Consider the following 24718-nt stretch of genomic DNA (forward strand, 5'->3'; position numbering starts at 1 on the left):
ATTATTTCTCCTGTTGCTCAGGTTTCCACGTTCTTAAGCCCCAAATTACGAAGCCGATAATAAAGAACGCACTTGGTGCAAGAAGGAATAAACCGTTCGGTTGATACCAACCGCCGTCTTGAATGGTTTGTAATACCGGGAAGCCCAGTAAACGACCGGAACCGATGAGTTCACGCAAGGTTGCTACGATTAATAAAATCGCACCGTAGCCTAAACCGTTACCGATACCGTCCACGAAACTTTCTAACGGACGGGATTTCATGGCAAAGGCTTCCGCACGCCCCATTACGATACAGTTGGTGATAATCAAACCGACGAATACGGAAAGTTGTTTGGACAAGCCGTAAGCGAAAGCTTTCAACACCTGGTCAACCAAGATTACCAAAGAGGCGATAATCGCAAGTTGCACAATGATACGAATACTGTTCGGAATGTAGTTACGAATCATTGAAATGAACATACTGGAAAAACCGGTCACCAAACATACCGCAATCGCCATTACGATGGCCGTTTGCAGTTGGGTAGTTACTGCCAATGCAGAACAAATACCCAAGATTTGTAACGCAATTGGGTTGTTTTTCGCAATCGGATCAAGCAAAAGTGCTTTTAAATTGCTTTTTGCATCAGCCATTATCTTGCCCCCGCTTTAAATTTTGCTAAGAATGGACCAAAACCGTTTTGGCTGAACCAGTAATCAAATGAACCTTGAACACCATTTGAGGTTAAGGTTGCACCTGATAAACCGTCTACGCCATGTTCTTTATCGGTTGATGTGCCTTTGTAGATTTTGAATTTTTGGTTGCCTTGCTCGTCATATAATTTCTTATCGACGAACTGAGCCTGCCAACGCGGGTTAGCGATTTCACCGCCAAGACCTGCCGTTTCACCTTGGTCATAGTAGGTAATTCCTTTGATGGTATTGGCATCCGGCGCAACGGAAACGAACCCGTACATGGTTGACCATAAACCGCGACCATACATCGGCAGAACCACTTGGCTTACTGTCCCTTGTTCGTCTTTTACCAAATAAACCACGGCTTGTTTCGCCCGCACTTTAATGCCGGCTTTATCTTCATCGGCAGGAATAGACTGACTAAGTGCGGTGTCTTTTATTGCTGTTTTCGGGTCAAAACGTTCCGCTTCTTCTTTTGTCGCTTGCACGAAATCACCGCTTTGCAAATCTACCAAGCGAGGTTCGATAAATTTGTTGTAGGTATCTTTGATAACCGAAGCGTTGTCTTCTTTCATCAAACCTGCAACGGTTAAAATATTGCGTTGAACGTCAAGGGCTTTTTGTTCATCTTGTTTGGATTTAAGGGCTACGGCGGCACCTGAAACCACGATAGAACAAACCAGACTCAATAACACAACAACGGTTACCGTACCGCTTACGCTATCTTTATTAAATTTAGCCATTTGTTCTTGCTCTCCGACGTTTGATATTTGCCTGAACCACGATATAGTCGAAAATCGGTGCGAATAAGTTCGCAAACAAAATCGCCAACATCATACCTTCCGGATAGGCCGGGTTAACCACGCGAATTAATACGCACATCACACCGATTAATGCACCATACCACCATTTACCTTTGTTGGTGAACGCCGCAGAAACCGGGTCGGTCGCCATAAAGAACATACCCAATGCGAAGCCGCCCAACACCAAGTGCCAATGCCAAGGCATCGCAAACATTGGATTAGTTGCAGAACCGATCAGATTAAATAACGTAGAGGTTGCGATCATACCGATCATCACACCGGCGATAATTCGCCAAGATGCAATGCGGGCAAATACGATAATTGCCGCACCAATGATTAACGCGAGCGTTGAAACTTCACCGATAGAGCCCGGGATATTGCCGAGGAAGGCATCCATCCAAGTAATCGGTTGACCGGTGACGGCGTGTTGCAATGCGGCCTGACCGCCACTTGCCCATTGAGAAAGCGCGGTTGCACCGGAGAAACCGTCTGCTGCCGTCCAAACCAAGTCGCCGGAAATTTGTGCCGGATAGGCAAAGAATAAGAAAGCACGACCTGCCAATGCCGGGTTCATGAAGTTTTTACCAACTCCACCGAACACTTCTTTCGCCACTACAACACCGAAAGTAGTTGCTAACGCAGCCTGCCATAACGGCAATGTCGGCGGAACGATAAGCGCAAGCAAAATGGAAGTGACGAAGAAACCTTCATTGATTTCATGTTTACGAATCATCGCAAACAACACTTCCCAGAAACCGCCCACAAAGAATACCACGGCGTAAATCGGCAGGAAGAATAACGCGCCGATCCCCATTTTGGATAGCACGCCCGCATCTTGTGATAACCAGCCGAAAGCATTAGCCAAAGCAAAATGCCAGTCGTTAGCCACATTGGTTGCTACATTTTGGTTAAAAATGTCTACCGCACCCAACTGACCTAATGCAGTTAAGGATTGCGCACCAACGTTATACATCCCGTAAAACATTGCCGGGAAAAGCGCCAGCCAAACCAGCACCATCATACGTTTTGAATCTAAAGCATCGCGAACGTGGGACGCTTTATGCGTAACTGTACCCGGTGTATATAAAAAGGTGTATGTCGCTTCAAATAGGGCATACCATTTTTCATATTTTCCGCCGGGTAAAAACGCGGGTTCTATTTTCTCAAAAAAATGTTTTAACCCCATTTTTAACCTTCCTTCTCGATTTTATCTAAGGCTTGACGCAACAGCGGACCATATTCATTTTTGCCCGGACAAACAAAGGTACAAAGAGCCAAATCTTCTTCATCTAACTCTAAACAACCCAGAGCCTGCGCACTGTCTGTGTCTCCCGCACTTAAATCACGCAACAATAAAGTCGGAATAATATCCAACGGCATAACACGCTCATAAGCACCGATTGGCACCATCGCACGTTCGCCACCATTCACTGCGGTAGTCATATTGAATAATTTCTTCGCAAAATGACCAAGCGTAGTACGGGAAATGGAGAATTTATCTGCACCCGGTGTGATCCAGCCTAAAAACTCTTTCTCACGCCCTTCTTCCAACACGGAAACCTGTAACGCGTAACGACCTAAGTAATCCACCGGGCCTGCAGCTTTCGTACCGCTTAACACGGAACCGGAAATCACGCGATTTTCACCGTCTTTTAATTCGTTTGCAGTTAATTGGGAAAGATTTGCCCCGATGCGGGTACGTACTAAGTGCGGATTTTTCACTTGCGGACCGGCAATAGCAACGACACGTTCAACATTAAGTTCCCCGGTGGTAAATAATCTGCCGATAGCAATCACGTCTTGATAGCTGATATACCAAACGGTCTTATGCGCACCGACGGGATCGATAAAGTGAATATGGGTACCGCTTAAACCCGCAGGATGCGGGCCTGAAAATTCGTTAACAATCACATTGCTTGCATGTGATGCCGGAATTTTGTTATCAGGCGCTTTACATAAATGAATGTTGCCTTCATGTAAACGGCTTAATACCGTTAAACCGTTTACGAAATCATTTTCGGACGCAGCAATAATCACTGCAGGATCCGCCGCTAACGGATTGGTATCCATGGCATTGACGAAAATAGATGAAGGTACGCTGTCTACTGCAGGGACTTTACTGAACGGACGGGTGCGAAACGCTGTCCACAAACCGGATTCCTGTAAATTTTTGCGTACTTGCTGCGCGCTTAAGGAGCTTAACTCAGCCGCCGGATATTTATCAAAAGAAAGCGCTTCATCGCCTTCAATCTTAATTACCACTGACTGTAATACACGCTTTTCGCCACGATGAATTGCTGTGATTGTGCCGCCGGCAGGTGCGGTGAAAATAACGCCCGGATTCTTTTTGTCTTCAAAAAGCACCTGACCTTTTTTTACCACATCTCCTTCGCGAACCTTCATGGAAGGACGCATTCCCACATACTCTTCACCCAGCAAAGCAACTTCAGTGACCGCATTACCGTCACGGATTACTTGCTCCGGTTTTCCCGCAATAGGAAGATCCAAGCCTTTTTTAATCGTAATCATATTGTTTGCACTACTTTTGTTAGATTAAAAATACAGCAATAACCCAAAAGGTTATTACCTCGTCTTGAGTGATGGCTGTTGAAATGATTAAAGAAGAAAGCAGCGCGATACCGCATTACGCCCGAATAACCACTCTCCAACCGATAAAAATAAAACTCAAATTCTGTCTTGATTTCACGGGCTTGCACGCCCATAAAAACGTTAAATTTTTGCTAAAATAAATGTCTTATTTTAACCAAATAATAACTTCCATGCCACTTTGAAAGCCGACTGTTTGCTCATTTTTCATGAAAATATGCACTTTCTTTGCACAAAATCAATTTTTGCTTTTTATGTGCATAATTATAAAGAGGTAAATTATTGTCCCACACCGGCACAATTTGGTGATTTAGGAAATTGTTGTCCTAACTTTTCCCATTCGGATGATGTATAAAGATGAAGCGCCAAGGCATGAATGCCTTGTTGCAAATCCTGCGCTAAAAATTGATAAACTTGACGATGGCGGGCAACTTTTCCTACGCCTTCAAAGGCATCGCTGACCAATACCACTTTAAAATGCGAGTCCGCACCACGCCCCGAACTATGCATATGGCTTTCGTTCTCAACAGCAATAAAGTGCGGTCGAAATTCCAGCTGTAATCGTTGTTCCAATTCTTGTTGTTTGGTCATCATAATCCGTCCCTAAAAATCAATTATTACGCGGCGATACTATACTTTATGCCGCAAGTTTGTAAGAATAACCTCGTTTTGTTCAAACCTATCGAGGATATTATGAAATTTAAGATCAAGTCTCTTACATTGGGCGCACTTTTCCTTTCCAGCGTATTGTTAACCGGCTGTCAAAGCGAACCCAGCACGCTGACATTCACGCCACCGGCACCGAAAGCCTCAATGAATGTCAATCAATCCGCCGTCGTTTATGTCACCACCCGCGATATGCGTAATGCGCCGGAAATCAGTAGCTACGTTAACCAAGGGCAGTTATTCAAATTATTCGCTTCACCTGAAGTCACTCAATTATTCCAACAAGTAGAACAACAGGATTTGGTCAGCAAAGGATTCCGTATCGGTATGGCAAACAACTCAAATGCCGCCGTCACTGTGGATATTCAGCAGTTCTTCGCCAAAGTAAACCAAGGCAACTTACGCTACGACATTGACAGCAAAATTCAACTTGCCATTCATGTACAAGGTCGCAGAGGGCAATTCACTAAAAATATTAATGCCAGCCGCACCCACTCCGGCGCATTTTCCGCTAAAAATCAAGAAATCCAAAAAGTGCTAGGCGAAACCTTCAATGAAGTAGTGGAATCCATTTACAAAGATCAGGAAATTTCCAACGCGATTAATCAATACGCGAACTAAAAACGCCGTTGAAAACGACCGCACTTTTTAGTGTTTTTCTAAAGTGCGGTCAGAATTTCAAGTGTTTTTTAAGATAATTATCCTGATACAAAAACAGAAAAAACAAAAGCCGCTAATAACTTAGCGGCTTTCTCGAATTTGGCTCCTCCTGCTGGACTTGAACCAGCGACATATGGATTAACAGTCCACCGTTCTACCGACTGAACTAAGGAGGAATAGTGGTGCCTCGAGGCGGAATCGAACCACCGACACGGGGATTTTCAATCCCCTGCTCTACCGACTGAGCTATCGAGGCAACTCGTCAGTGGTGCGTATTAAACGTTTTTTTCGATTTCAAGTCAACCTCTATTTTTAAAAAAGTGGAAATTATTAACTTGGTTGTGCATTTAACAAGCGAAACGTATATAAATGCTACATTTTTGTCGAATTTATTATTTCTCATATAAAACAATGCCCGCTGAAAAACACCTCAGCGGGCACGAAAAAACACCCGGCTAATCAGCGACGCACACGATAACTTTTCTGTGCTTTGTCCACTTTCACCAAATAATTTCTCGCCTGAGCGGACGGATGGCTGGTGGTTAAAATACGATACACCTGTTCCGGATAAAGCTGATTGATTTGCATCATCGCCATGTCTTTATCATCGTTGAATACGCGTAACACCGCACCAGCACCGCTGTTATAAGCGGAAATCATCGCAAAACGTTTTGAGGTCGGATTGGTAATACCGTCCAGATATTTGTTTTGCAACAGCCACAAATAAGACGCACCGGCATCAATATTTTTCTCAGGATCGAATAAATAAGCCTTGCTTGGCTGACCGCTCATGCCTTTCATTTGGAACACATCGCGCCCTGCGGTATGTGGTACCACCTGCATCAAGCCCATGGCGTTGGCATAGCTTATCGCATACGGGTTAAAACTGGATTCCGTTTGCATAATGCCAAGAATCAGGCTTTCGTCTAACCCATAACGACGCGCCACTTTACGCACGATCGGCAGATATTTTTGCGCCCGCACTTCAACGTGGTTGGCAATCATCGGAATGACTACGAATTGCACCTGATGACCGTTCGCCAAACGGCGGGTTTGCAATTTATTTTGAATTAAATAAGTGGCGAAATTTCCCGCGGTAAACTGATCCGTAATGGATCCGCCCTGATTATCAATCACCTGCCCGACCAAGAACGGACGGGAACTAATCGGCACGTCGCCGGAAGCAAATAAATCAATGCCATTGGCATCGGACCCCATCAACAAGGTATGCACGATGGCATTGTGCAGACGGTTCAAATCGGCCTGTGTTTCAATGGTAATCAAACCTTCGTCAAAACTGACATGGCTACGGGTATAATAACGATCCGTGTATTTCACATAGTCTTTACGGCTCGCCACCAACAGCTCGTTCACCCCCCAAATGCGGTCGATATTATTGGCGAATTGCCCGGTTAAAATATCCAACCCGCGCGTATCTTTCGCAAAGGCTTCGTCATAATCTAATCCCTTGTGGTGTGACGTACCGCCGCCACAAGCATATAAAAAAGGAATTAAGGCTAAAATTAAATACTTCTTCATTTTACTTATTTCGCTTCAGGAGGCGTATAACCTTCAATGTGCACATCTTTACCTTCAAACAAAAAATTCACCATTTCCTGTTCCAGCAATTTACGATGATCCGCGTTCATCATGTTTAATTTTTTTTCATTCACCAGCATGGTTTGTTTTTTCATCCACTCGCCCCACGCCTGTTTACTAATAGAATCAAAAATACGTTTGCCCAATTCCCCCGGATACAGCTGAAAATCCAACCCTTCGGATTCTTGTTTTAAACGTTCACAAAACACCATTCTTGCCATAATGATTCCTTACATATTGAGTTAATAAATTCTTCACGGGCGTTGCCAGCCCGATAGGTTCAGGATTTTGCGGATCATACCAATATTTGACCGCACTTAATAGGTCAGATTGATATTCCGCCCCCTTTTCCGCCACTTTTTGCCAATCGGAGCGGTTCTCGTCTACCGATAATTTTGGCTCGTCCGTTCGTGCATAAATCGGATAAATATCCAAGTGGAAATGGCTGAACGTGTGGCGAAATGCCGTCCATTCCTGATATTGCTTGATGCCGTTTGCCGCCAGATACGCCAGCAGTGCCTGCTTTTCGGCAAACTGCGGGAAACAATACAACCCGCCCCATAAGCCTTTATTTTCCTGTTGTTGCAAGGCGATTTTGCCGTCTTTTTCCAACAACAAAAAATAACTTTCCCGCTCTGGCAGGGCTTTCTTCGGCTTTTTGCCCGGGTATGCCTGCCAGTTTTGCTCGGCGTTCGCTTTGCAATCGGTTTTCAACGGGCAAAGATCGCATTTTGGCTTGGAACGGGTACACACCATGGCGCCGATGTCCATCATCGCCTGATTAAAATCCGCCACCTGTTCCGTTGGTGTCATCTCTGCCGTTAATCGCCACAACCGTTCTTCCGTTTTCTTTTCGCCCGGCCAACCGCTCACGGCAAAATAACGGGACAACACCCGCTTCACGTTGCCGTCCAGAATCGGATACGGCGCATTCAAACAGGAAGACAACACCGCCCCTGCCGTACTGCGCCCCACTCCCGGCAGAGACCAAACCAGCTCAAATTCCATCGGAAACTCGCCACTATACTGATCCCGCATGATCTGCGCGGCTTTATGCAAATTGCGTGCCCGCGCGTAGTAGCCCAAACCCGTCCATAAATGCAGCACTTCGTCCAACGGCGCATCGGCAAGTGCGGTCAAATTCGGAAACGTTTTTACGAATCGCTCGAAATAGGGTATCACCGTCGCCACTTGCGTTTGCTGCAACATAACTTCCGACAACCAAACGCCGTATAAAGTTTTATTTTGTTGCCACGGTAAGTGCTTCCGCCCGAATTTGGCATACCACGTCAGCACGGCATGGGCAAAAGGCGCGTTGGGAGATGATTGAGCCTGCATAAATCCTGATAAATTCACTAAAAGTGCGGTTGAAAATTCAAGTGTTTTTCAGCCGCCCGATAAAACAAAAAACCGACAAAGTTTAACACAAAGCCCGAACCTGCTTCACTAAAGATTAACAAATACCTTTTGTTTGATTGGCTAAATTGCCAATGGTTCGGAAACAGCCTATAATCAGCCGCTAAAATTTTCCGCACACAACAATGTCAAGAATTCATGTTAGACACACAATTACAACCGACCTTTGCCGACCAGAAACGCAAAACCGTTGAAGCCGCCGAATTTACAGAAGACGGGCGTTATAAGCGCAAAGTGCGCAGCTTCGTGTTACGCACCGGGCGCTTGAGCGATTATCAAAAAAACGCCATGAACCAAAATTGGGCGGCGTTGGGCTTGGACTATCAAGCGCAGCCGTTTAATTTCAAAGCAATTTATGGTAACGACAACCCCGTCATTTTGGAAATCGGCTTTGGTATGGGCAGCTCCCTAGTAGACATGGCAGCGCAAAATCCCGATAAAAATTATTTGGGCATTGAAGTGCACACACCCGGTGTCGGCGCCTGTATCGCCTACGCGGTAGAAAAAGGCGTCACCAACTTACGCGTGATTTGCCACGACGCCACTGAAATTCTGCGTGATAGCATTGCCGATCACAGCCTCGGCGGTATGCAGTTGTTCTTTCCCGATCCATGGCACAAAGCCAGACACCACAAACGTCGTATCGTACAACCGCACTTTATCGACGGCTTATTGAACAAATTGCAAGCAGGTGCTTTCATTCACATGGCAACCGACTGGCAAAATTATGCGGAACATATGTTAGAGGTATTGCAACAATATCCGCAGTTGCGTAACACCTCCGCCGCAAACGACTACATCCCCCGCCCCGATTTTCGCCCGCTGACCAAATTCGAACAACGCGGTCATCGCCTCGGGCATGGCGTGTGGGATTTGTATTTCGTCAAATCCTAATTTCATCCACCTCAACAAAAGGACATCATCATGGCTATTAAACGTAATCAAAGACAACGCAAAAAAATGCACATCGCAGAATTCCAAGAATTAGGCTTTTTGGTGCAATGGCAATTCGCCGAAGGCACTTCCGTGGAGCAAATCGACAGCACCGTTGACCGTTTCATCAGCGACGTCATCCAACCAAACGGACTGGCTTACGAAGGCAGCGGCTATTTACATTGGGAAGGTTTGGTTTGCTTGGAAAAAATCGGCAAATGCGATGCTTCTCACCAAGAATTAGTGAAAAACTGGTTAACCCAAAACGGCTTACAACAAGTTGAAGTGAGTGAGTTGTTTGATATTTGGTGGGATTATCCGACTAAGTAATGTTACTTTTCTTATTTAATAACCGCATTTTTATTTGTAAAGTGCGGTTATTTTTTTACACGTTTCTCATTTTTTTATTAGAGAAAGAAGACGGCTAGAAAAAGTTTCCAATACTATGGAAACTTTTTTGGTTTAATCTTTCTTCATCGGAGGATTGGTATAAATTGGCAATGATGAACGAGAAACCTTAACATTCGGGCATTTTTTTCATCTCGTTAACCAATTGCTTGTTCAAACAATTTTTTTGCTTCGGTGATTCCTTTAGCCTTAATGGAGTGATCCCAAGCCAAAATTGGACATTATTTTGTTCCTCAAGTTGAGAGTCTTTATCTTCAATCTCATCCAAAGCCTGATTAAGTTTTGCAATTGCTTCATCTATATTCTTGCTTTTTATCTAATCCACCGCATATCCCTGCGCCGGCAGCAACTCACCATCTAAATAAGCCTGATTGCCGACCAGTTTTAGGCGGTCGTCTATAAACCATTTGATGGCTAAAGGATAAAAACGCTGTTCCTGTTCTTTGACCCGTTCCTCAATGTCGGTAACGGTGTCTTCGGGGAAAATAGGCACTTTCGCCTGTAATATGACGGCGCCGCCATCCACATCTTCATTAACGAAATGAATGCTCATACCGTGTTCGGTTTCGCCGGCATCCAAGGCGCGTTGATAGGTATTGAGTCCGGGGTATTTGGGCAACAGAGACGGGTGAATATTCAGAATTTTACCGGCGAAGCGTTGAGTGAATTCAGGGCTGAGGATTTTCATGTAACCGGCAAGTACGATTAAATCCGCCTGTAAGCATTCGATTTCATCGCCGATGCGGCGATCCATTTCTGCGTTATCGGCAAAATCACGGCGTAAAAAAGTGCGGTGAAAAATGACCGCACTTTTTGCCCGTTGTAACCCGAAAGCATCCGCCTTGTTGCTGAATACGCCAACGATTTCGGCATGGATGTAGGAAGACTTGCAGGCATCCATAATCGCCTGCAAAGTCGTTCCCTCGCCGGAAAGTAAAACAACGATTTTTTTCATTAGCGAATAATCACTTGTTCTTCGTCGTTGCCTAAATGTTGTACTTCACCGATAACCCAAGCTTTCTCGCCGGCTTGGTGCAATAAACCGAGAGCAGTTTCCACATCTTCCTGCGGCAGTGCCACAATCATGCCCACGCCGCAGTTAAAGGTGCGGTACATTTCATGGTCGGTGATGTTGCCCTGTTGCTGCAACCAATCGAATACCGCCGGCCATTGCCAGCTATTTTCATTGATCACGGCTTTGACGCTTGCAGGCAAAACACGCGGGATATTTTCCCAGAAGCCGCCGCCGGTTAAGTGGGCTATGGCGTGTATGTCAACATGTTTGATGAGCTGTAAAATGGATTTCACATAAATTTTAGTTGGTGCCAATAAGTGATCGGCGAGCGGGCGACCGTCTAATTGCGCTTCGGCAGGATTGACACCTGACACATCAACCACTTTACGAATTAAAGAATAGCCGTTGGAGTGTGGCCCGCTGGAACCGAGCGCGATTAACGCATCGCCGACTTTGACTTCACTGCCGTCGATGATTTCGGATTTTTCTACCACGCCTACGCAGAAGCCGGCAAGGTCGTAATCGCCTTGATGATACATGCCCGGCATTTCCGCCGTTTCACCGCCGACCAAGGCACAGCCCGATTGTTCGCAACCGTTGGCGATGCCTTTAATCACGCTGGCGGCGACATCCACGTCTAATTTGCCGGTGGCATAATAATCCAGGAAGAACAACGGTTCCGCCCCTTGTACCACTAAATCGTTCACACACATGGCAACCAAATCAATCCCAATGGTGTCGTGGCGGTTTAAGTCAATGGCTAAACGCAGTTTTGTGCCTACGCCGTCGGTGCCGGAAACCAAAATCGGCTCTTTATATTTCGCCGGAATGGCACATAACGCACCAAAGCCGCCCAAGCCGCCCATGACTTCAGGGCGGGTTGTGCGTTTGACTTCAGGCTTAATGCGTTCGACTAATTCGTTGCCGGCGTTGATATCTACGCCGGCATCTTTGTAACTTAAGGATTGTTTGCTCACGATTGCTTCCTGTTAATTGCTGGATCGAAAAAATGATGCGCATTGTATCACGCTTACGCAATCGTTTGCGATATATGCAAGGGATTTTTCTTGTCGGAGGTGCTTTCAGTTAGCTATTCCCCCCGAATTGTGCCAAAATGAAAGACATAGGAAATAAGAGGTCGGAATGCAAAAGGAGTCTGATATGAAAAAAACGATCGTAATTCTTACCGCACTTTTATTGGCTGCCTGCACAAATTTCCATTCAACCCACACCTCGGCGAAAAATGCCGCAACGGCGCAGCAGGACGAGGTGCCGATTACCCCGCCGAAAGACACCAAAACCGGTTTTTTACAACTCGTACCGGGCATTTTTTATTATGTGGATATGGATTCCGTTTGGGTAGATAACCAAGACAAACGTTTGATTTACTTTGATGCGGTGATTAACCTGGATAAAGGGTTATATGTGTTTAAAGAGTATCCGACGCTTTTCGCCAAATCCATACGTCAATATAAAATTCTGAATTGTGAAAATTTCCATTTCACCCATGTGCGTAGTGATTTCTACGCCGATTTCTGGGGCGATGGCATCCGCACTGCACCGAAGCGCCAATCCCAGCACACTATCACACTGCAACCGCAATCCTCTCTGTACATCTTGGGGCAAGTGATGTGCGCGAATATGTATCGGCGGAAGTAGGAAAAAGTGCGGTCAACATTCTCAATGTTTTTTTAACCGCACTTTACTGTCTCGAGATGACAAAAAGCCATTTAGCTTTCACTAAATAGCTTTTGTTTTTAAGCGGTTACGGCTTATTGCTTCGCCACGATTTGACCGTCCACATAATCCACATCGATGACTTTATCAGGCAGCAAGGCGCCGGATAAAATTTGTTGCGCCAACGGATTTTCGATTTCCTGTTGAATTGCCCGTTTGAGCGGACGTGCACCGAAAATCGGGTCGTAACCGATGTCGCTGATGAAATCAAGGGTTGCATCGGTAAAGCTCAACACATACCCATGGGTTTCCATACGACGGGTCAAGCGTCTTAATTGAATATCGGCGATTTGACGAATATTCTCTTTGTTCAACGGATGGAACATCACGGTTTCGTCGATACGGTTGATAAATTCCGGACGGAAATAACGACCGACCACTTCCATCACCATATCTTTCACGGTGTCGTAGCCTTTTTGGGCGTGTTCCTGAATCAAGTCGGAACCAAGGTTGGACGTCATGATCACCACCGTATTACGGAAATCCACGGTTCTGCCCTGTCCGTCGGTTAAACGACCGTCATCCAACACTTGCAACAAAATGTTGAACACATCGTGATGGGCTTTTTCCACTTCGTCGAGCAAAATCACGGAATACGGACGGCGACGCACCGCTTCGGTTAAATAACCGCCTTCTTCATAGCCCACATAGCCCGGAGGTGCGCCCACCAAACGGGATACGCTGTGTTTTTCCATGAATTCGGACATATCGATTCGCACCATGGCGTCTTCGCTGTCGAACAAGAAGGAAGCCAACGCTTTACACAACTCGGTTTTACCCACGCCGGTCGGCCCTAAGAATAAGAAAGAACCAATCGGACGATTCGGATCCGCTAGACCTGCACGGCTACGACGAATGGCGTTTGCCACGGCATCCACCGCTTCGTTTTGACCGATAACCCGTTTGTGCAGGAACTCTTCCATGCGCAATAATTTTTCTTTTTCGCCTTCCATCATTTTGGCGACAGGAATGCCGGTGGCGCGGGAAAGCACTTCGGCGATTTCCTCATCAGTTACGCGATAGCGCAGCAAGGTCATTTCTTTGCCTTCCGCACCTTCTGCCGCCGCTAATTGTTTTTCCAATTCCGGAATTTTTCCGTATTGCAACTCGGACATTTTACTCAAATCACCGGCGCGGCGGGCTTGTTCCATTTGCGTACGGGCGTTTTCCAATTCCGCTTTAATGTGTTGAGTGCCGGACAGCGCGGCTTTTTCGGATTTCCACACTTCTTCTAATTCGGCGTATTCCCGTTCTTTTTCCGCCAATTCCTTTTCTAACATTTCCAAACGTTTACGGCTGGCGTCATCATCCTCTTTTTGTAACGCCTGTTGTTCCAGTTTGAGCTGGATAATACGGCGATCCAAACGATCCAACGGTTGCGGTTTGGAGTCAATTTCCATACGAATGCTGGATGCCGCTTCGTCGATCAAATCGATGGCTTTATCCGGCAACTGACGATCGGAAATGTAGCGATGAGAAAGCGTTGCCGCCGCCACGATTGCCGGGTCGGTAATTTGCACATGGTGATGGATTTCATAACGTTCTTTCAAGCCGCGCAAAATGGCGATGGTGTCTTCCACGCTCGGTTCGCCCACAAACACTTTTTGGAAACGACGTTCAAGCGCCGCGTCTTTTTCAATGTATTGACGGTATTCATCCAAAGTGGTTGCGCCCACGCAGTGCAATTCACCGCGCGCCAAACTTGGTTTTAACAAGTTGCCCGCGTCCATGGCGCCGTCAGTTTTGCCCGCGCCCACCATGGTGTGAATTTCGTCGATGAATAAAATCACTCTGCCTTCTTCTTTGGCAAGTTCATTTAAAACGGCTTTCAGTCGCTCTTCAAATTCGCCGCGATATTTCGCCCCGGCGATTAACGCGCCCATATCAAGGGAAAGCACGCGTTTGTTCTTCAAGCCTTCCGGCACTTCGCCATTCACGATACGTTGCGCCAACCCTTCCACAATGGCGGTTTTACCCACGCCCGGTTCACCGATGAGCACCGGATTGTTTTTGGTGCGGCGTTGTAGCACTTGAATGGTGCGGCGGATTTCTTCGTCACGTCCAATCACCGGATCCAATTTGCCGCTTTCTGCACGGGCGGTTAAGTCGATGGTATATTTTTCTAATGCCTGACGGCTTTCTTCCGCATTTTGATCGTTCACTTTTTGTCCTCCGCGAATCTGCTCGATGGCTTGTAAAATTTGTTCTTTTTTCGCACCGCACTTTTTCAGCATATCGCTTACGGCGCCTTTTTCTTCTAACGCCGCAAGCAAAAAGATTTCGGACGAAATGAATTTATCCTGCCGTTGTTGTGCCAATTTGTCACACAAATTCAAGATGTTAAGCAACTGACGGGAAATTTGCACGTCGCCGCCATTGCCGGATACTTGCGGAAGTTTGGCAAGTTCGGTGTTAAGTTCGTTACGCAACACGGCAACGTTCACGCCGCCGGCGGTTAAAATCGGCGCTACAGAGCCGTCTTGTTGATTTAACAATGCGCTCAATAAATGCACCGGTTCAATATATTGATTATCCTTGCCGACCGCTAAAGATTGCGCTTCCGCCAAGGCTTGTTGGAATTTTGTGGTAAATTTTTCAATATTCATAATCTCTTCCCTTGAAAGTTCATGGATGTTCAATTGAACATTTGTTCGCCAAAATTAAATAAGATCGTTTTAAAAGATTTCAAGGGAAAAAATTAAATTTTTTAATGTTGCCTATTGATTTTTTAGATTTGATAGGTTTTGTTTCGCTTGAACTTTTCCTGCCTCTTTTTGTTCTAACGAGAACATTTAACAGAGAAAAGTGCGGTGCGTTTTCACCGTGTTTTTTCATTCATCAGAAAAGGAAGAAAACATGAAATCATTAAAATCGCTGCTTGCTTTAGCCGTCGCCATGACCGTTTCCACCACCGTATTCGCAGAAGAAAGCGTCTTTTCGGAAGTTAAGGATGGGGCGAAATCCGCCTGGCAAACCGTGAAGGAAGAGAGCAAAACCGTGGGCGGCAAAGTCAAAGAAGGCGCGGTGAAAGTCAAAGACGCGACAAAAGAAACTTTTGTTGAAGCGAAAGAGGCGACCAAAGAGAAATTTACCGAAGTGAAGGACGCCACCAAAGAAAAATTCACTGAAGCGAAAGACGCCACTAAGGAAAAATTCACCGAAGCGAAAGATGCCACCAAAGAAAAATTTTCAGAAGGGAAAAAGGCAGTAAAAGATAAATTCAAAAATGAAAAACCGGCGCCGGTGGAAGATAAATCCACAACCAAAGAGAAAAGTGCGGTGGAAAATAAAGCCAAAATCACACGTAGCAAAAAAGTGGACATTAACACCGCCGACGCAGCGACATTAGAAAGCCTGTCCGGCATCGGTGAAGCGAAAGCCAAGGCGATCGTTGAATATCGTGAGAAAAACGGCAAATTTAAAAATCTAAACGAGTTGTCCAACGTGCCGGGCATTGGCGATTCTACATTAGAAAAAGTGAAATCCCACGTGCGTTTTAATTAATCCTGCGGATGACGGATAAAAATAAGGGCTGTGTTGAACAGCCCTTTGTTTTTGGAATCGGTTTAATTATTTCACCAACTGCACCAAAATACGGCGAATCGGTTCTGCCGCGCCCCATAATAATTGGTCGCCCACAGTGAATGCCGCCAAATATTCCGGCCCGAGATTAAGTTTGCGTAAACGCCCGACCGGAACGCTTAATGTGCCGGTGACTTTGGTTGGAGTGAGTTCACGCAAGGTGGTTTCTTTGTCGTTCGGGATCACTTTCACCCATTCGTTGTGAGAGGCTAAAATTTGTTCGATTTCGGCAAGCGGAATGTCGCGTTTCAGTTTGATGGTGAACGCTTGGCTGTGGCAACGCAAAGCACCGATACGTACGCATAAGCCATCTACCGGAATCGGGTTATCGCTCAAGCCCAGAATTTTGTTGGTTTCCGCATAACCTTTCCATTCCTCTTTGGTTTGACCGCTTTCCAATAATTTGTCGATCCAAGGAATCAGGCTGCCCGCCAGCGGTGCGCCGAAGTTGTCAATCGGGAAATCTTTGTCGCGCATTTTTGCGGTGACGGCGCGTTCAATGTCTAAAATGGAAGAATTCGGATCCGCCAGCAAGCCTTTCACTTCACCGTTTAATTCGCCCATTTGCACCAACAATTCACGCATATTTTTCGCGCCGGCGCCGCTCGCGGCTTGGTAAGTGGCAACGGAAATCCATTCCACTAAATCTTTTTCAAATAATCCGCCTAACGCCATGAGCATTAAACTGACAGTGCAGTTACCGCCTACATAGGTTTTCACACCGTTTTTCAAGCCTTCGCTGATCACGTGTTGATTGACCGGATCCAACACGATAATCGCGTCTTTTTCCATACGCAGCGCAGATGCCGCATCCACCCAGTAGCCGTTCCAGCCGGTGGCTTTCAATTTCGGATAAACGTCGTTGGTGTAATCGCCGCCTTGGCAGGTCACGATAATGTCGAGTTTTTTCAGTTCTTCAATGTCGAACGCATTTTTCAAGGTGCCGGCGTTTTTGCCGCCGAAAGTCGGTGCAGGTTGTCCTGCTTGGGAAGTGGTAAAGAAAATCGGATTGATGTTCGCAAAATCATTTTCCTGCTGCATACGATCCATTAAAACGGAACCCACCATTCCGCGCCAACCGATAAAACCAACGTTTTTCATAAGTTTGTCCTTCTAGATGAGAGATTGAAAAGATGTTGTGTAAGGGCTTAATTAATAGCAAGAGATCACGCACAAAAGCAAGTGTTTTTCCGATATTTTTTTCGTTTTTAAAAATAATTGAAAAAACCACCGCACTTTTTCTCCTCTCAGGTATAGAAGCAATAGATTTACTCAGCGAATAGGGCTGATTATAATGCTCGGCATTGTTTGAATGAATTTAAGGATACACATGCAATTTTCCAAAATGCACGGGTTGGGCAATGATTTTATGGTGGTGGATGCGGTGACGCAGAACGTTTATTTTCCGACGGACACCATTAAACGGCTGGCGGATCGCCATCGCGGCATTGGTTTTGACCAGTTGCTGGTGGTGGAGCCGCCTTATGATCCCGATCTGGATTTCCATTATCGTATTTTTAACGCGGACGGCAGCGAGGTGGCGCAATGTGGCAACGGCGCGCGCTGTTTTGCCCGTTTTGTGACGCTCAAAGGCTTAACCAATAAAAAAGACATCGCCGTCAGCACGCAAAACGGCAAAATGGTATTGACCGTGAAAGAGGATGACAACGTGCGGGTGAACATGGGCGAGCCCATTTGGGAGCCGAATAAAATTCCGTTTACCGCCAATAAATTCGAGAAAAATTATATTCTACGCACGGAAATCCAAACGGTGCTGTGTGGCGCGGTATCTATGGGCAACCCGCACTGCGTGGTGCAGGTGGAGGATATTCAAACCGCTAACGTAGAAAAGTTGGGGCCGTTGCTGGAAAATCATGAACGCTTTCCGGAGCGTGTCAATGCGGGTTTTATGCAGGTGGTGAATCGTAAACATATTAAATTACGCGTGTATGAACGCGGTGCGGGCGAAACCCAAGCTTGCGGCAGCGGTGCTTGTGCGGCGGTGGCGGTGGGCATTATGCAAGGCTTGCTGGATAACGAAGTGCAGGTGGATTTGCCCGGCGGCAGTTTGACTATCGAATGGCAGGGCGAAGGACATCCGCTTTACATGACGGGCTCCGCCACTCACGTTTATGACGGCGTGGTTTATTTGTAGGAATCGCTTATGCAAAACGCCCTGCAAAAATACTTCACCTATTTGCGCATTGAGCGCCAAGTGAGCCCGCATACGCTGAGCAATTATCAGCGCCAGTTGACGCGAATTTCGGCGATTTTGCAGGAAGCGGGCATTGCCCGGTGGCAACAGGTCAGCGCAAGTGTGGTTCGTTATGTGGTGGTGCAAAGCAGTAAACAGGACGGGCTAAAAGAAAAAAGTCTGGCGCTACGCCTTTCCGCGTTGCGCCGTTTTTTCACGTATTTGGTGCAGCAGGGCGAGTTGAAAGTCAATCCGGCGACAGGTATTTCCGCGCCGAAACAGGCGAAGCATTTGCCGAAAAATATTGATACCGAGCAGGTTCAACTGTTACTCGCCAACGACAGCAAAGAGCCCATTGATATTCGCGATCGGGCGATTATCGAATTGTTGTATAGCTCCGGCTTACGATTGTCGGAATTGCAAGGGCTGAATCTCAACAGCATTAATTTTCGCGCGCGGGAAGTGCGGGTGATTGGTAAAGGTAACAAGGAGCGGGTCGTGCCTCTTGGGCGTTATGCCTCCCACGCCATTCAGCAATGGCTGAAAGTGCGGTTGTTATTTAACCCGAAAGACGAGGCGCTGTTTGTCAGCCAACTGGGCAATCGTATGTCCCATCGTGCCATTCAAATGCGGTTGGAAACCTGGGGTATTCGGCAAGGGCTGAACAGCCATTTGAATCCGCACAAACTGCGTCACTCCTTTGCCACCCACATGCTGGAAGCCAGTTCCGATTTGCGCGCCGTGCAAGAGTTGCTCGGACACAGCAATTTATCCACGACGCAAATTTATACTCACCTGAATTTCCAACATTTAGCCGATGTGTACGATGCCGCCCATCCGCGTGCGAAACGTAAAAAATAAAGGAAAAACGCCATGAAATTCTACCGCACTTTAATGCCTTTTCAGGTCATCAGCTTCGATCTGGACGACACCCTTTATGATAATGCTCAAGTGATCGTCACGGCGGAACAGGAATTCGTCGGTTTTGTGCGGCAACATGGCGGCATTGCGGATTTCACCCTGCAAATGTGGACGGAACGTAAGAAAGCTGTCGCACAACAAAACCCGTTGCTGGCGGAAGATGTCACCTTATGGCGTTTGCGCAGCTTGCAGGCGTTGCTGCAAGAACGGGGCAAAAGTGCGGTGGAAATTGCCGGCGTTTCGCAAACCGCCATGGATTATTTCCTCCATTGGCGCCATCAAATTGACGTACCGAGCCAAAGTTTTGCGATCCTGCAACGGCTGAAATCCCGCTATAAACTGGTGGCGATTACTAACGGCAACGTGGAACCTGCGCGTATCGGTTTTAACGACTTTGATTTGGTATTGCGCGGCGGCGAACATGGGCGGGCAAAGCCTCATGAAGATTTGTTCCGACAAACCGCGCGTTATTTTCATGTGCTGCCCAAGCAGATTTTGCATGTGGGTGATAATCTCGTGACGGATGTACAGGGCGCGATACAGGCGGGGTGTCAGTCGGTGTGGTTAAATTTAAGCGGGGAATCCGTTCGACAATCTAGCGAAGCGCGTCTTTTACCGACGGTGGAAATGGGGGATTTAGCGGAACTGTTGGCGTTATACGCGTAAAAGTGCGGTCGTTTTTTTCAACGTTTTTGGTAAGCCTTCTTCAAAATAGCTTTTCTGATAAAACGGGAGGATATGAGACCTCCCGTCCATTCCTTATTGTTATTTCACGATGTCGCCTTTTAAGGCTACGCCACCGATAAGATGACCGGCGTGGCATTCGTATTGGCTGGTGCTTTTATAAACATTTTTCTTGTAATAACTCACGATGTTACCCACTTTGCGGGCGCCGGAGACTTGTGCTTTGTCCTGTAATTGTTTTACGGCGGACAAGAAAGCCCGTTGGCAGGCTTTTTCATCGGATTTGTTAGCCGCGTTGGTTTTTTTGTTGGTAACCGCATTAGCGACGACCACTTTCCCCGGCGCCGGTTTGCCGAAGTAAAGTTTTACGCTCGGATTGATTACGCCTTGTGCTTCAGGGGAATTCAATGCGCTTTGAATGCTATAATGGTGGGTAGTATCACGCGGGGCACAAGCGGCAATCAGCACGGTGGCGGCGACAAGACCTAATTTCATCATCAGTTTCATGAACATCTCCTTAATAGTGAACAAATAAAAAGCGTCCTAAGTATAGCATTTTTATTCCATTAACAAAGAATATATAGCGTTTTCTTGCGGTGCGCCAATTGCTTTCGGCGGGGAGCCTAGGTAAAATTGGGCAAATTTTGATTTTTTGTTTTTATTCGTTAATAACCCGAGGATGCTATGAAAAAATTCCAGCTTTCCGTCTGTTTGGCGGCATTCGGCTTAACAGCCTGCTCTTCCGGCGTTGCCGATCTTCGCCCCGTCAATGCCTCCGATTACAACATGAAACACCTTTGCCTGAAAGGCAATACCTACAATGCGCCGGATGACTTTGTGGGTGCGTTGAAAAAAAGTTTGAAGAATAAAGGTATTTCTGCCGAATTCGTAAAAGAAAAAGGCAATTGTGATCGTATTTTATTTTTCACTGTCAAAGGAAATAGCCGTATTATCGCCCGAGCGAAATTGGATCTACGGGATGTTGCAAGTAAGCAATCTTTAGGTTTTCTGACGTATAAACGTCGTGGCGATGAGAAAGATCGCGTTGATCAAGTGGGCTTACAAGGTCAAACAGACTTAATGATTAATCAATTATTTCAGTAATCCGTAATGACACAGACTATTTGTCAGTTTTCTTTCAACATAGCCGATTGGAAGATCGTGTGTAATAAGCAGTTAAGTGCCGACGATTGGAAATCGGGTTATGCCCATTGGCAGCAAAATCAGGCTAATTTCGCCGATTTTGCGCCTAAACTTGCCTTTTTGCCACCGCTTAAACGCCGTCGTTTAAGCGATTCCGCCCGCTTGTTTTTTGAAGCCGCTTGGGATTTAGTTGAAGAACAATCCAATTTGCCGGTAGTGTATGCCTCCGGAAACAGTGAAATTAATCGTAACTTTGCATTGTGGTATTCGTTATTGACGGAAGGCGATGTGTCGCCGACGTCTTTCAGTTTATCGGTACATAATGCACTTATCGGGCAATGGTCTGAATTGCGTCAGGTTAAAGCGGAAACCACATCATTAACGGCAAATAAAGATAATCTGGAAGTGGCGTTACTGGAGGCCTATTTGTTACTCAAAGAAGGGGCGCAAAAAGTGTTGGTAGTGATAGCCGAATCGCCGTTGGAACAACGTTACAATGTGTATCCGGTCGTACGTCAGCCTTTTAGCTATGCGTTGGCATTGGTTGTTGAAGCCGGCGAGCAATATCAGTTGAGCTTAACGAATCCGGTGCCTGAAAATGTCGATATTTTGGATACCGCCTTGGAATGGGTGAAAAATCAGCACCTTAATTGTTCGCAATGGCAAACGCCGAATAACACCGGGGGAACTTGGTTATGGCAGAAAAGCTAGATTGGTTCCGCCGCTTTTTTTTCACGGCTATCGGTTTTCTTTTCTGGGGTGTAGCGGGCACATTGCTTCAGCTCGTGTTGTATCCTTACGCACGCAAACAGAGTACCCTGCAAACCCAACTGAAAATCCGCCGTTTTGTGGGCGGTATTTGGTATTATTTCGTTCGTTATTTATCCTACGCCGGCGTATTGGAAGTTAACTATAAAGGCTTTGAGAAACTCGGACGCGCCGGGCAGTTGATTTTGCCGAATCACCCGTCCTTATTGGATGTCGTGCTTATCTTAGGCAAAGTGCCTACATTAAACTGTATCGTAAAAAAAGAATTATTGAATAACCCCACCATGCGTAACCAAATTTTAGCCTGCGGTTTTCTGCCTAATACGGAGTCCGTCGAATTACTGGAACAAAGCCATGAGGTGTTACAGAACGAGGCATTACTGTTGTTTGCCGAAGGCACCCGCACAGGTTGGGACGGTGAGGTCAAACTCAATCGCGGTGCCGTATCCATCGGTTTACGCAGTGCCAAAGTGATTACCCCGGTGGTGATTCGCATGAATCCGCTGAATTTTAAAAAAGGTCAGCCGTGGTATAAAATCCCGCATAAACGCATTCAATACGAATTGATTGTGGGCGACGATATTGATCCGCAGGATTGGCTGAAAGAACAATCGATTCCCATGGCATCGCGCCGTCTAACCAAATATCTGGAAAATTATTTCAACACACAGACAAAGGACAACGAAAATGGAACTGGAACAACAACTTAAACAACTTATTATTGATAGCCTCGCGTTAGAAGACATTGCTATCGAAGACATTGATAACGACACTGCCCTGTTCGGCGATGACGGCTTGGGATTGGACTCCGTGGATGCCCTTGAGTTGGGTTTGGCGGTGCAAAAAACATTCGGCTTGCAACTGGACAGCGAACAAACCCAACTGCGCGATCATTTTGAAAGCGTCGCGACATTAGCCAAATTTATCCGCAGCCAAAAAGGTGAGGTATAACCATGACCGAACAGGAAATCCGCGCCTTGCTCAGTGAAGCGTTGGAATCTTTATTTGAAATTGAACCGGAACGTATCAAACCGGAAACCAATCTCTATGAAGATTTGGAAATTGATAGCATTGATGCCATTGATTTAATCGACCACATTAAACGGAAAACCGGACACAAATTACAAGCGGAGGATTTCCGCAATGTGCGCACCGTGGACGATGTGGTTAAAGCCGTTCTGAAACTGAGCCAAAACGCACAATAATGTTCTTCAAATATACCGATAACAGCCTCATTGCCAATCATCCGGAATGGCGCTATGCCGATTTTGAGCGGAAAGCCCGCCAAATTGCCGCCGAATTGCAACAGCGCCGAATTCGCGCTATTGCGGTTTGGTTGGAAGACGGCGCTAAACTGGCTTGTACCCTTTTAGCCGCGTGGAACGCCAATGTGCGGGTGTTATTCCCGCCGAATTTTACCCACGAAAGCGTGCAATGGGTGAATGAAAACGCCGATCTGTGGCTTACCGACAGCGACATCGACCAACCGACGGCGGAACATTTTGATCGCTTCGGTCAATCCCTCCATATTGAAAAACTCCCGCAAAATCGACCGCTCTTTGATTACGCCAACCAGACGGAAATTCGGCTGAAAACCTCCGGTAGCACCGGCGAAGCGAAAACGATCATCAAAACTGCCGAACAAATGTGGCTTGGCGCAGAAGCGCTCGCGAAAGCATTGCCGTTTAAGGCGGGCAATGATATCACTGCGTTAAGCACCGTCAGCATCCAGCATATTTATGGCTTAACCGTGCACATTATGATGTCTTTGGTAAACGGCTGGCAAATCGGACGCAAACAACAGTTTTATCCGGAATGTATCATCAGTGAAGCGCAAAAAAACACCCATACGGTGGTGGTCAGCAGCCCCGCCATGTTAACGCGAATCGACTGGGCGAACACCAACATGCCGAAAAGCATTACGGGCGTGATTTCTTCCGGAGGTGCCTTGGCGGAAGATATTTCCGAACAAATGCGTCAAGTGTTGCAACAACCGGTGGTGGAAATTTACGGCAGCACGGAAACCGGCCCTATCGCTATTCGTGATGACATCCATTTATGGCAAACCTTGCCGAACAGCCAATTAGGCAGTGATCAAAACGGTGCATTATGGATTGAAGGCTGTTGGCTTTCCGCCCGCGAGCAAACCGCCGACGTGGTGGAGTTTCTGGAAGGCGGATTCCGTTTGCTCGGACGTAGCGATCGCATTGTGAAAATCGGCGATAAACGCACGTCTCTTGCGGGCATTGAGGGCAAATTGCTACAACATGATTGGGTGGACGATTGCTATATTGCCCAACACCCGGAAGTCGCCCGTTTGGCGGCGTGGGTCGGTTTAAATGCACAAGGCATTGATATTTTTCGTGAAAAAGGACGTCGTTATCTTATCGAACAATTCAAAACGTATTTAGCGGAAACGCAGGATAAAACAGCAATCCCGCGTTTCTGGCGTCTCACCGATAAACTGCCGCGCAACAGCCAGTCGAAAATAAACAAGCTGGAATTTAACCGCACTTGTGTGGAGCCGCAACGGGAACCGATTTGGTTTAGTGCAGAAAAAAGCGAACGGCAATATCAGGCGACAGGCAAAGTGCCGTTGGATTTAGTGTATTTAAAAGACCATTTCGCCGATTTTCCGTTGGTGCCGGGCGTGATTGAATTGCAATGGATTAGTGAGAAAGCAAATGAATTTCTCGGGCGCAAGGTCTCATTCCGGCGGGTTGATAAGCTGAAATTCCAAAAATTCCTTCGTCCGAATGATACTTTCGTCTTGCAACTGCTCGCCAATGAAGCGCAGGATAAAATCACGTTTCAGTTAAAAGTAAACGATGAAATCTGTTGTAGCGGCGTCGCGATGTTGGCTTTGGCGTAGCAGTAATGTCCGTCCATGGTTTCAACATGGAACAAAG

Annotated in this window: 27 protein-coding genes and 2 tRNA genes; 14 read left to right on the forward strand and 15 right to left on the reverse strand. The window is 46.5% G+C overall.

Annotated features, from left to right (window positions below; genetic code table 11):
• Position 1 precedes the first annotated feature (1 nt).
• The 5 genes from DK430_RS07985 to DK430_RS08005 form a co-directional block, all read right to left on the reverse strand.
• Positions 2–631 carry an NADH:ubiquinone reductase (Na(+)-transporting) subunit D gene (locus tag DK430_RS07985; RefSeq protein WP_109078554.1) on the reverse strand — a complete coding sequence of 210 codons (630 nt, stop codon included), beginning with the start codon at positions 629–631 and terminating at the stop codon, positions 2–4.
• The gene (locus DK430_RS07990) at positions 631–1416 is read right to left on the reverse strand and encodes a Na(+)-translocating NADH-quinone reductase subunit C (protein ID WP_109078555.1); all 786 of its coding nucleotides are present in this window, start codon (positions 1414–1416) and stop codon (positions 631–633) included. The genes DK430_RS07985 and DK430_RS07990 overlap by 1 nt, the downstream gene beginning before the upstream one ends.
• Positions 1409–2662 carry an NADH:ubiquinone reductase (Na(+)-transporting) subunit B gene (locus tag DK430_RS07995; RefSeq protein WP_109078556.1) on the reverse strand — a complete coding sequence of 418 codons (1254 nt, stop codon included), beginning with the start codon at positions 2660–2662 and terminating at the stop codon, positions 1409–1411. Before DK430_RS07995 ends, DK430_RS07990 begins: the two co-directional genes overlap by 8 nt.
• Before the next feature lie 2 nt (positions 2663–2664).
• On the reverse strand, positions 2665–4005 hold the full coding sequence (locus DK430_RS08000) for a Na(+)-translocating NADH-quinone reductase subunit A (protein ID WP_109078557.1): 1341 nt from the start codon (positions 4003–4005) through the stop codon (positions 2665–2667).
• A gap of 357 nt (positions 4006–4362) precedes the next feature.
• Complete coding sequence (locus tag DK430_RS08005; protein ID WP_109078558.1) at positions 4363–4674, reverse strand: BolA family protein; 312 nt, start codon at positions 4672–4674, stop codon at positions 4363–4365.
• Positions 4675–4776: 102 nt separating this feature from the next.
• On the opposite strand from DK430_RS08005, the gene DK430_RS08010 reads away from it, so the two are divergent.
• Positions 4777–5370, forward strand: a complete 594-nt coding sequence (locus DK430_RS08010; protein ID WP_109078559.1) for a YajG family lipoprotein — start codon at positions 4777–4779, stop codon at positions 5368–5370.
• Positions 5371–5509: 139 nt separating this feature from the next.
• Here the strand turns inward: DK430_RS08010 and DK430_RS08015 are convergent.
• The 5 genes from DK430_RS08015 to mutY form a co-directional block, all read right to left on the reverse strand.
• A tRNA-Asn gene (locus DK430_RS08015) sits at positions 5510–5585 on the reverse strand.
• Positions 5586–5589: 4 nt separating this feature from the next.
• Positions 5590–5665, reverse strand: a tRNA-Phe gene (locus tag DK430_RS08020).
• A gap of 203 nt (positions 5666–5868) precedes the next feature.
• Complete coding sequence (gene mltC, locus DK430_RS08025; protein ID WP_109078560.1) at positions 5869–6948, reverse strand: membrane-bound lytic murein transglycosylase MltC; 1080 nt, start codon at positions 6946–6948, stop codon at positions 5869–5871.
• Positions 6949–6953: 5 nt separating this feature from the next.
• Positions 6954–7229 (reverse strand): oxidative damage protection protein, encoded by a 276-nt coding sequence (locus DK430_RS08030; RefSeq protein WP_109078561.1) that lies wholly within the window; start codon positions 7227–7229, stop codon positions 6954–6956.
• Positions 7207–8346 carry an A/G-specific adenine glycosylase gene (gene mutY, locus DK430_RS08035; RefSeq protein WP_109078562.1) on the reverse strand — a complete coding sequence of 380 codons (1140 nt, stop codon included), beginning with the start codon at positions 8344–8346 and terminating at the stop codon, positions 7207–7209. The genes DK430_RS08030 and mutY overlap by 23 nt, the downstream gene beginning before the upstream one ends.
• Before the next feature lie 216 nt (positions 8347–8562).
• Between mutY and trmB the strand changes: the two genes are divergently transcribed.
• The gene (gene trmB / locus DK430_RS08040) at positions 8563–9318 is read left to right on the forward strand and encodes a tRNA (guanosine(46)-N7)-methyltransferase TrmB (protein ID WP_109078563.1); all 756 of its coding nucleotides are present in this window, start codon (positions 8563–8565) and stop codon (positions 9316–9318) included.
• Positions 9319–9348: 30 nt separating this feature from the next.
• Complete coding sequence (locus DK430_RS08045; protein ID WP_109078564.1) at positions 9349–9687, forward strand: YggL family protein; 339 nt, start codon at positions 9349–9351, stop codon at positions 9685–9687.
• Between the two features lie 394 nt (positions 9688–10081).
• Here the strand turns inward: DK430_RS08045 and purN are convergent, their stop codons facing one another.
• Both purN and purM read right to left on the reverse strand, forming a co-directional pair.
• A complete protein-coding gene (purN, locus tag DK430_RS08050; protein WP_109078565.1) occupies positions 10082–10720 on the reverse strand; it encodes a phosphoribosylglycinamide formyltransferase in 639 nt (212 codons plus the stop codon).
• Entirely contained in the window at positions 10720–11757 is a 1038-nt protein-coding gene (gene purM, locus DK430_RS08055) for a phosphoribosylformylglycinamidine cyclo-ligase (RefSeq protein WP_109078566.1), read from the reverse strand. The genes purN and purM overlap by 1 nt, the downstream gene beginning before the upstream one ends.
• Positions 11758–11941: 184 nt before the next feature.
• Here purM and DK430_RS08060 point away from each other — a divergent pair, with 184 nt between their 5' ends.
• On the forward strand, positions 11942–12439 hold the full coding sequence (locus DK430_RS08060; RefSeq protein ID WP_109078567.1) for a surface-adhesin E family protein: 498 nt from the start codon (positions 11942–11944) through the stop codon (positions 12437–12439).
• A 113-nt stretch (positions 12440–12552) separates the two neighbouring features.
• Here the strand turns inward: DK430_RS08060 and clpB are convergent, their stop codons facing one another.
• Complete coding sequence (gene clpB / locus DK430_RS08065; RefSeq protein ID WP_109078568.1) at positions 12553–15123, reverse strand: ATP-dependent chaperone ClpB; 2571 nt, start codon at positions 15121–15123, stop codon at positions 12553–12555.
• Positions 15124–15373: 250 nt separating this feature from the next.
• Here clpB and DK430_RS08070 point away from each other — a divergent pair, with 250 nt between their 5' ends.
• Positions 15374–16021 (forward strand): helix-hairpin-helix domain-containing protein, encoded by a 648-nt coding sequence (locus tag DK430_RS08070; protein ID WP_109078569.1) that lies wholly within the window; start codon positions 15374–15376, stop codon positions 16019–16021.
• Positions 16022–16087: 66 nt separating this feature from the next.
• On the opposite strand, the gene asd is transcribed toward DK430_RS08070, so the two are convergent.
• Complete coding sequence (gene asd / locus DK430_RS08075; RefSeq protein WP_109078570.1) at positions 16088–17200, reverse strand: aspartate-semialdehyde dehydrogenase; 1113 nt, start codon at positions 17198–17200, stop codon at positions 16088–16090.
• A gap of 229 nt (positions 17201–17429) precedes the next feature.
• Between asd and dapF the strand changes: the two genes are divergently transcribed.
• The 3 genes from dapF to yigB are packed head-to-tail and all read left to right on the forward strand — an operon-like array spanning position 17430 to position 19880.
• Positions 17430–18254, forward strand: coding sequence for a diaminopimelate epimerase (dapF, locus tag DK430_RS08080; protein ID WP_109078571.1), 825 nt, complete (start codon positions 17430–17432; stop codon positions 18252–18254).
• 9 nt (positions 18255–18263) lie between these two features.
• Positions 18264–19154 carry a tyrosine recombinase XerC gene (xerC, locus tag DK430_RS08085; protein ID WP_109078572.1) on the forward strand — a complete coding sequence of 297 codons (891 nt, stop codon included), beginning with the start codon at positions 18264–18266 and terminating at the stop codon, positions 19152–19154.
• A 12-nt stretch (positions 19155–19166) separates the two neighbouring features.
• Positions 19167–19880 (forward strand): 5-amino-6-(5-phospho-D-ribitylamino)uracil phosphatase YigB, encoded by a 714-nt coding sequence (gene yigB, locus DK430_RS08090; RefSeq protein ID WP_109078573.1) that lies wholly within the window; start codon positions 19167–19169, stop codon positions 19878–19880.
• Positions 19881–19979: 99 nt separating this feature from the next.
• Here the strand turns inward: yigB and DK430_RS08095 are convergent, their stop codons facing one another.
• Positions 19980–20405 (reverse strand): excinuclease ABC subunit A, encoded by a 426-nt coding sequence (locus DK430_RS08095; protein WP_109078574.1) that lies wholly within the window; start codon positions 20403–20405, stop codon positions 19980–19982.
• A gap of 177 nt (positions 20406–20582) precedes the next feature.
• On the opposite strand from DK430_RS08095, the gene DK430_RS13365 reads away from it, so the two are divergent.
• From DK430_RS13365 to DK430_RS08125, 6 genes are read left to right on the forward strand one after another with little or no spacing between them, the layout of a single operon-like run.
• Entirely contained in the window at positions 20583–21002 is a 420-nt protein-coding gene (locus DK430_RS13365) for a hypothetical protein (protein WP_239496803.1), read from the forward strand.
• Between the two features lie 6 nt (positions 21003–21008).
• Complete coding sequence (locus DK430_RS08105) at positions 21009–21752, forward strand: beta-ketoacyl synthase chain length factor (protein WP_109078575.1); 744 nt, start codon at positions 21009–21011, stop codon at positions 21750–21752.
• The gene (locus DK430_RS08110) at positions 21737–22519 is read left to right on the forward strand and encodes a lysophospholipid acyltransferase family protein (protein WP_109078576.1); all 783 of its coding nucleotides are present in this window, start codon (positions 21737–21739) and stop codon (positions 22517–22519) included. Before DK430_RS08105 ends, DK430_RS08110 begins: the two co-directional genes overlap by 16 nt.
• The gene (locus DK430_RS08115; protein ID WP_109078577.1) at positions 22497–22760 is read left to right on the forward strand and encodes a phosphopantetheine-binding protein; all 264 of its coding nucleotides are present in this window, start codon (positions 22497–22499) and stop codon (positions 22758–22760) included. Before DK430_RS08110 ends, DK430_RS08115 begins: the two co-directional genes overlap by 23 nt.
• Before the next feature lie 2 nt (positions 22761–22762).
• Entirely contained in the window at positions 22763–23014 is a 252-nt protein-coding gene (locus DK430_RS08120; protein ID WP_109078578.1) for an acyl carrier protein, read from the forward strand.
• Positions 23014–24681: an ApeI family dehydratase gene (locus DK430_RS08125; RefSeq protein WP_109078579.1), complete on the forward strand. Its 1668-nt coding sequence runs from the start codon at positions 23014–23016 to the stop codon at positions 24679–24681. The genes DK430_RS08120 and DK430_RS08125 overlap by 1 nt, the downstream gene beginning before the upstream one ends.
• The last annotated feature ends 37 nt before the right edge of the window (positions 24682–24718 follow it).

It is taken from the genome of Aggregatibacter kilianii (assembly GCF_003129965.1).
Lineage (GTDB): Bacteria > Pseudomonadota > Gammaproteobacteria > Enterobacterales > Pasteurellaceae > Aggregatibacter > Aggregatibacter kilianii_A.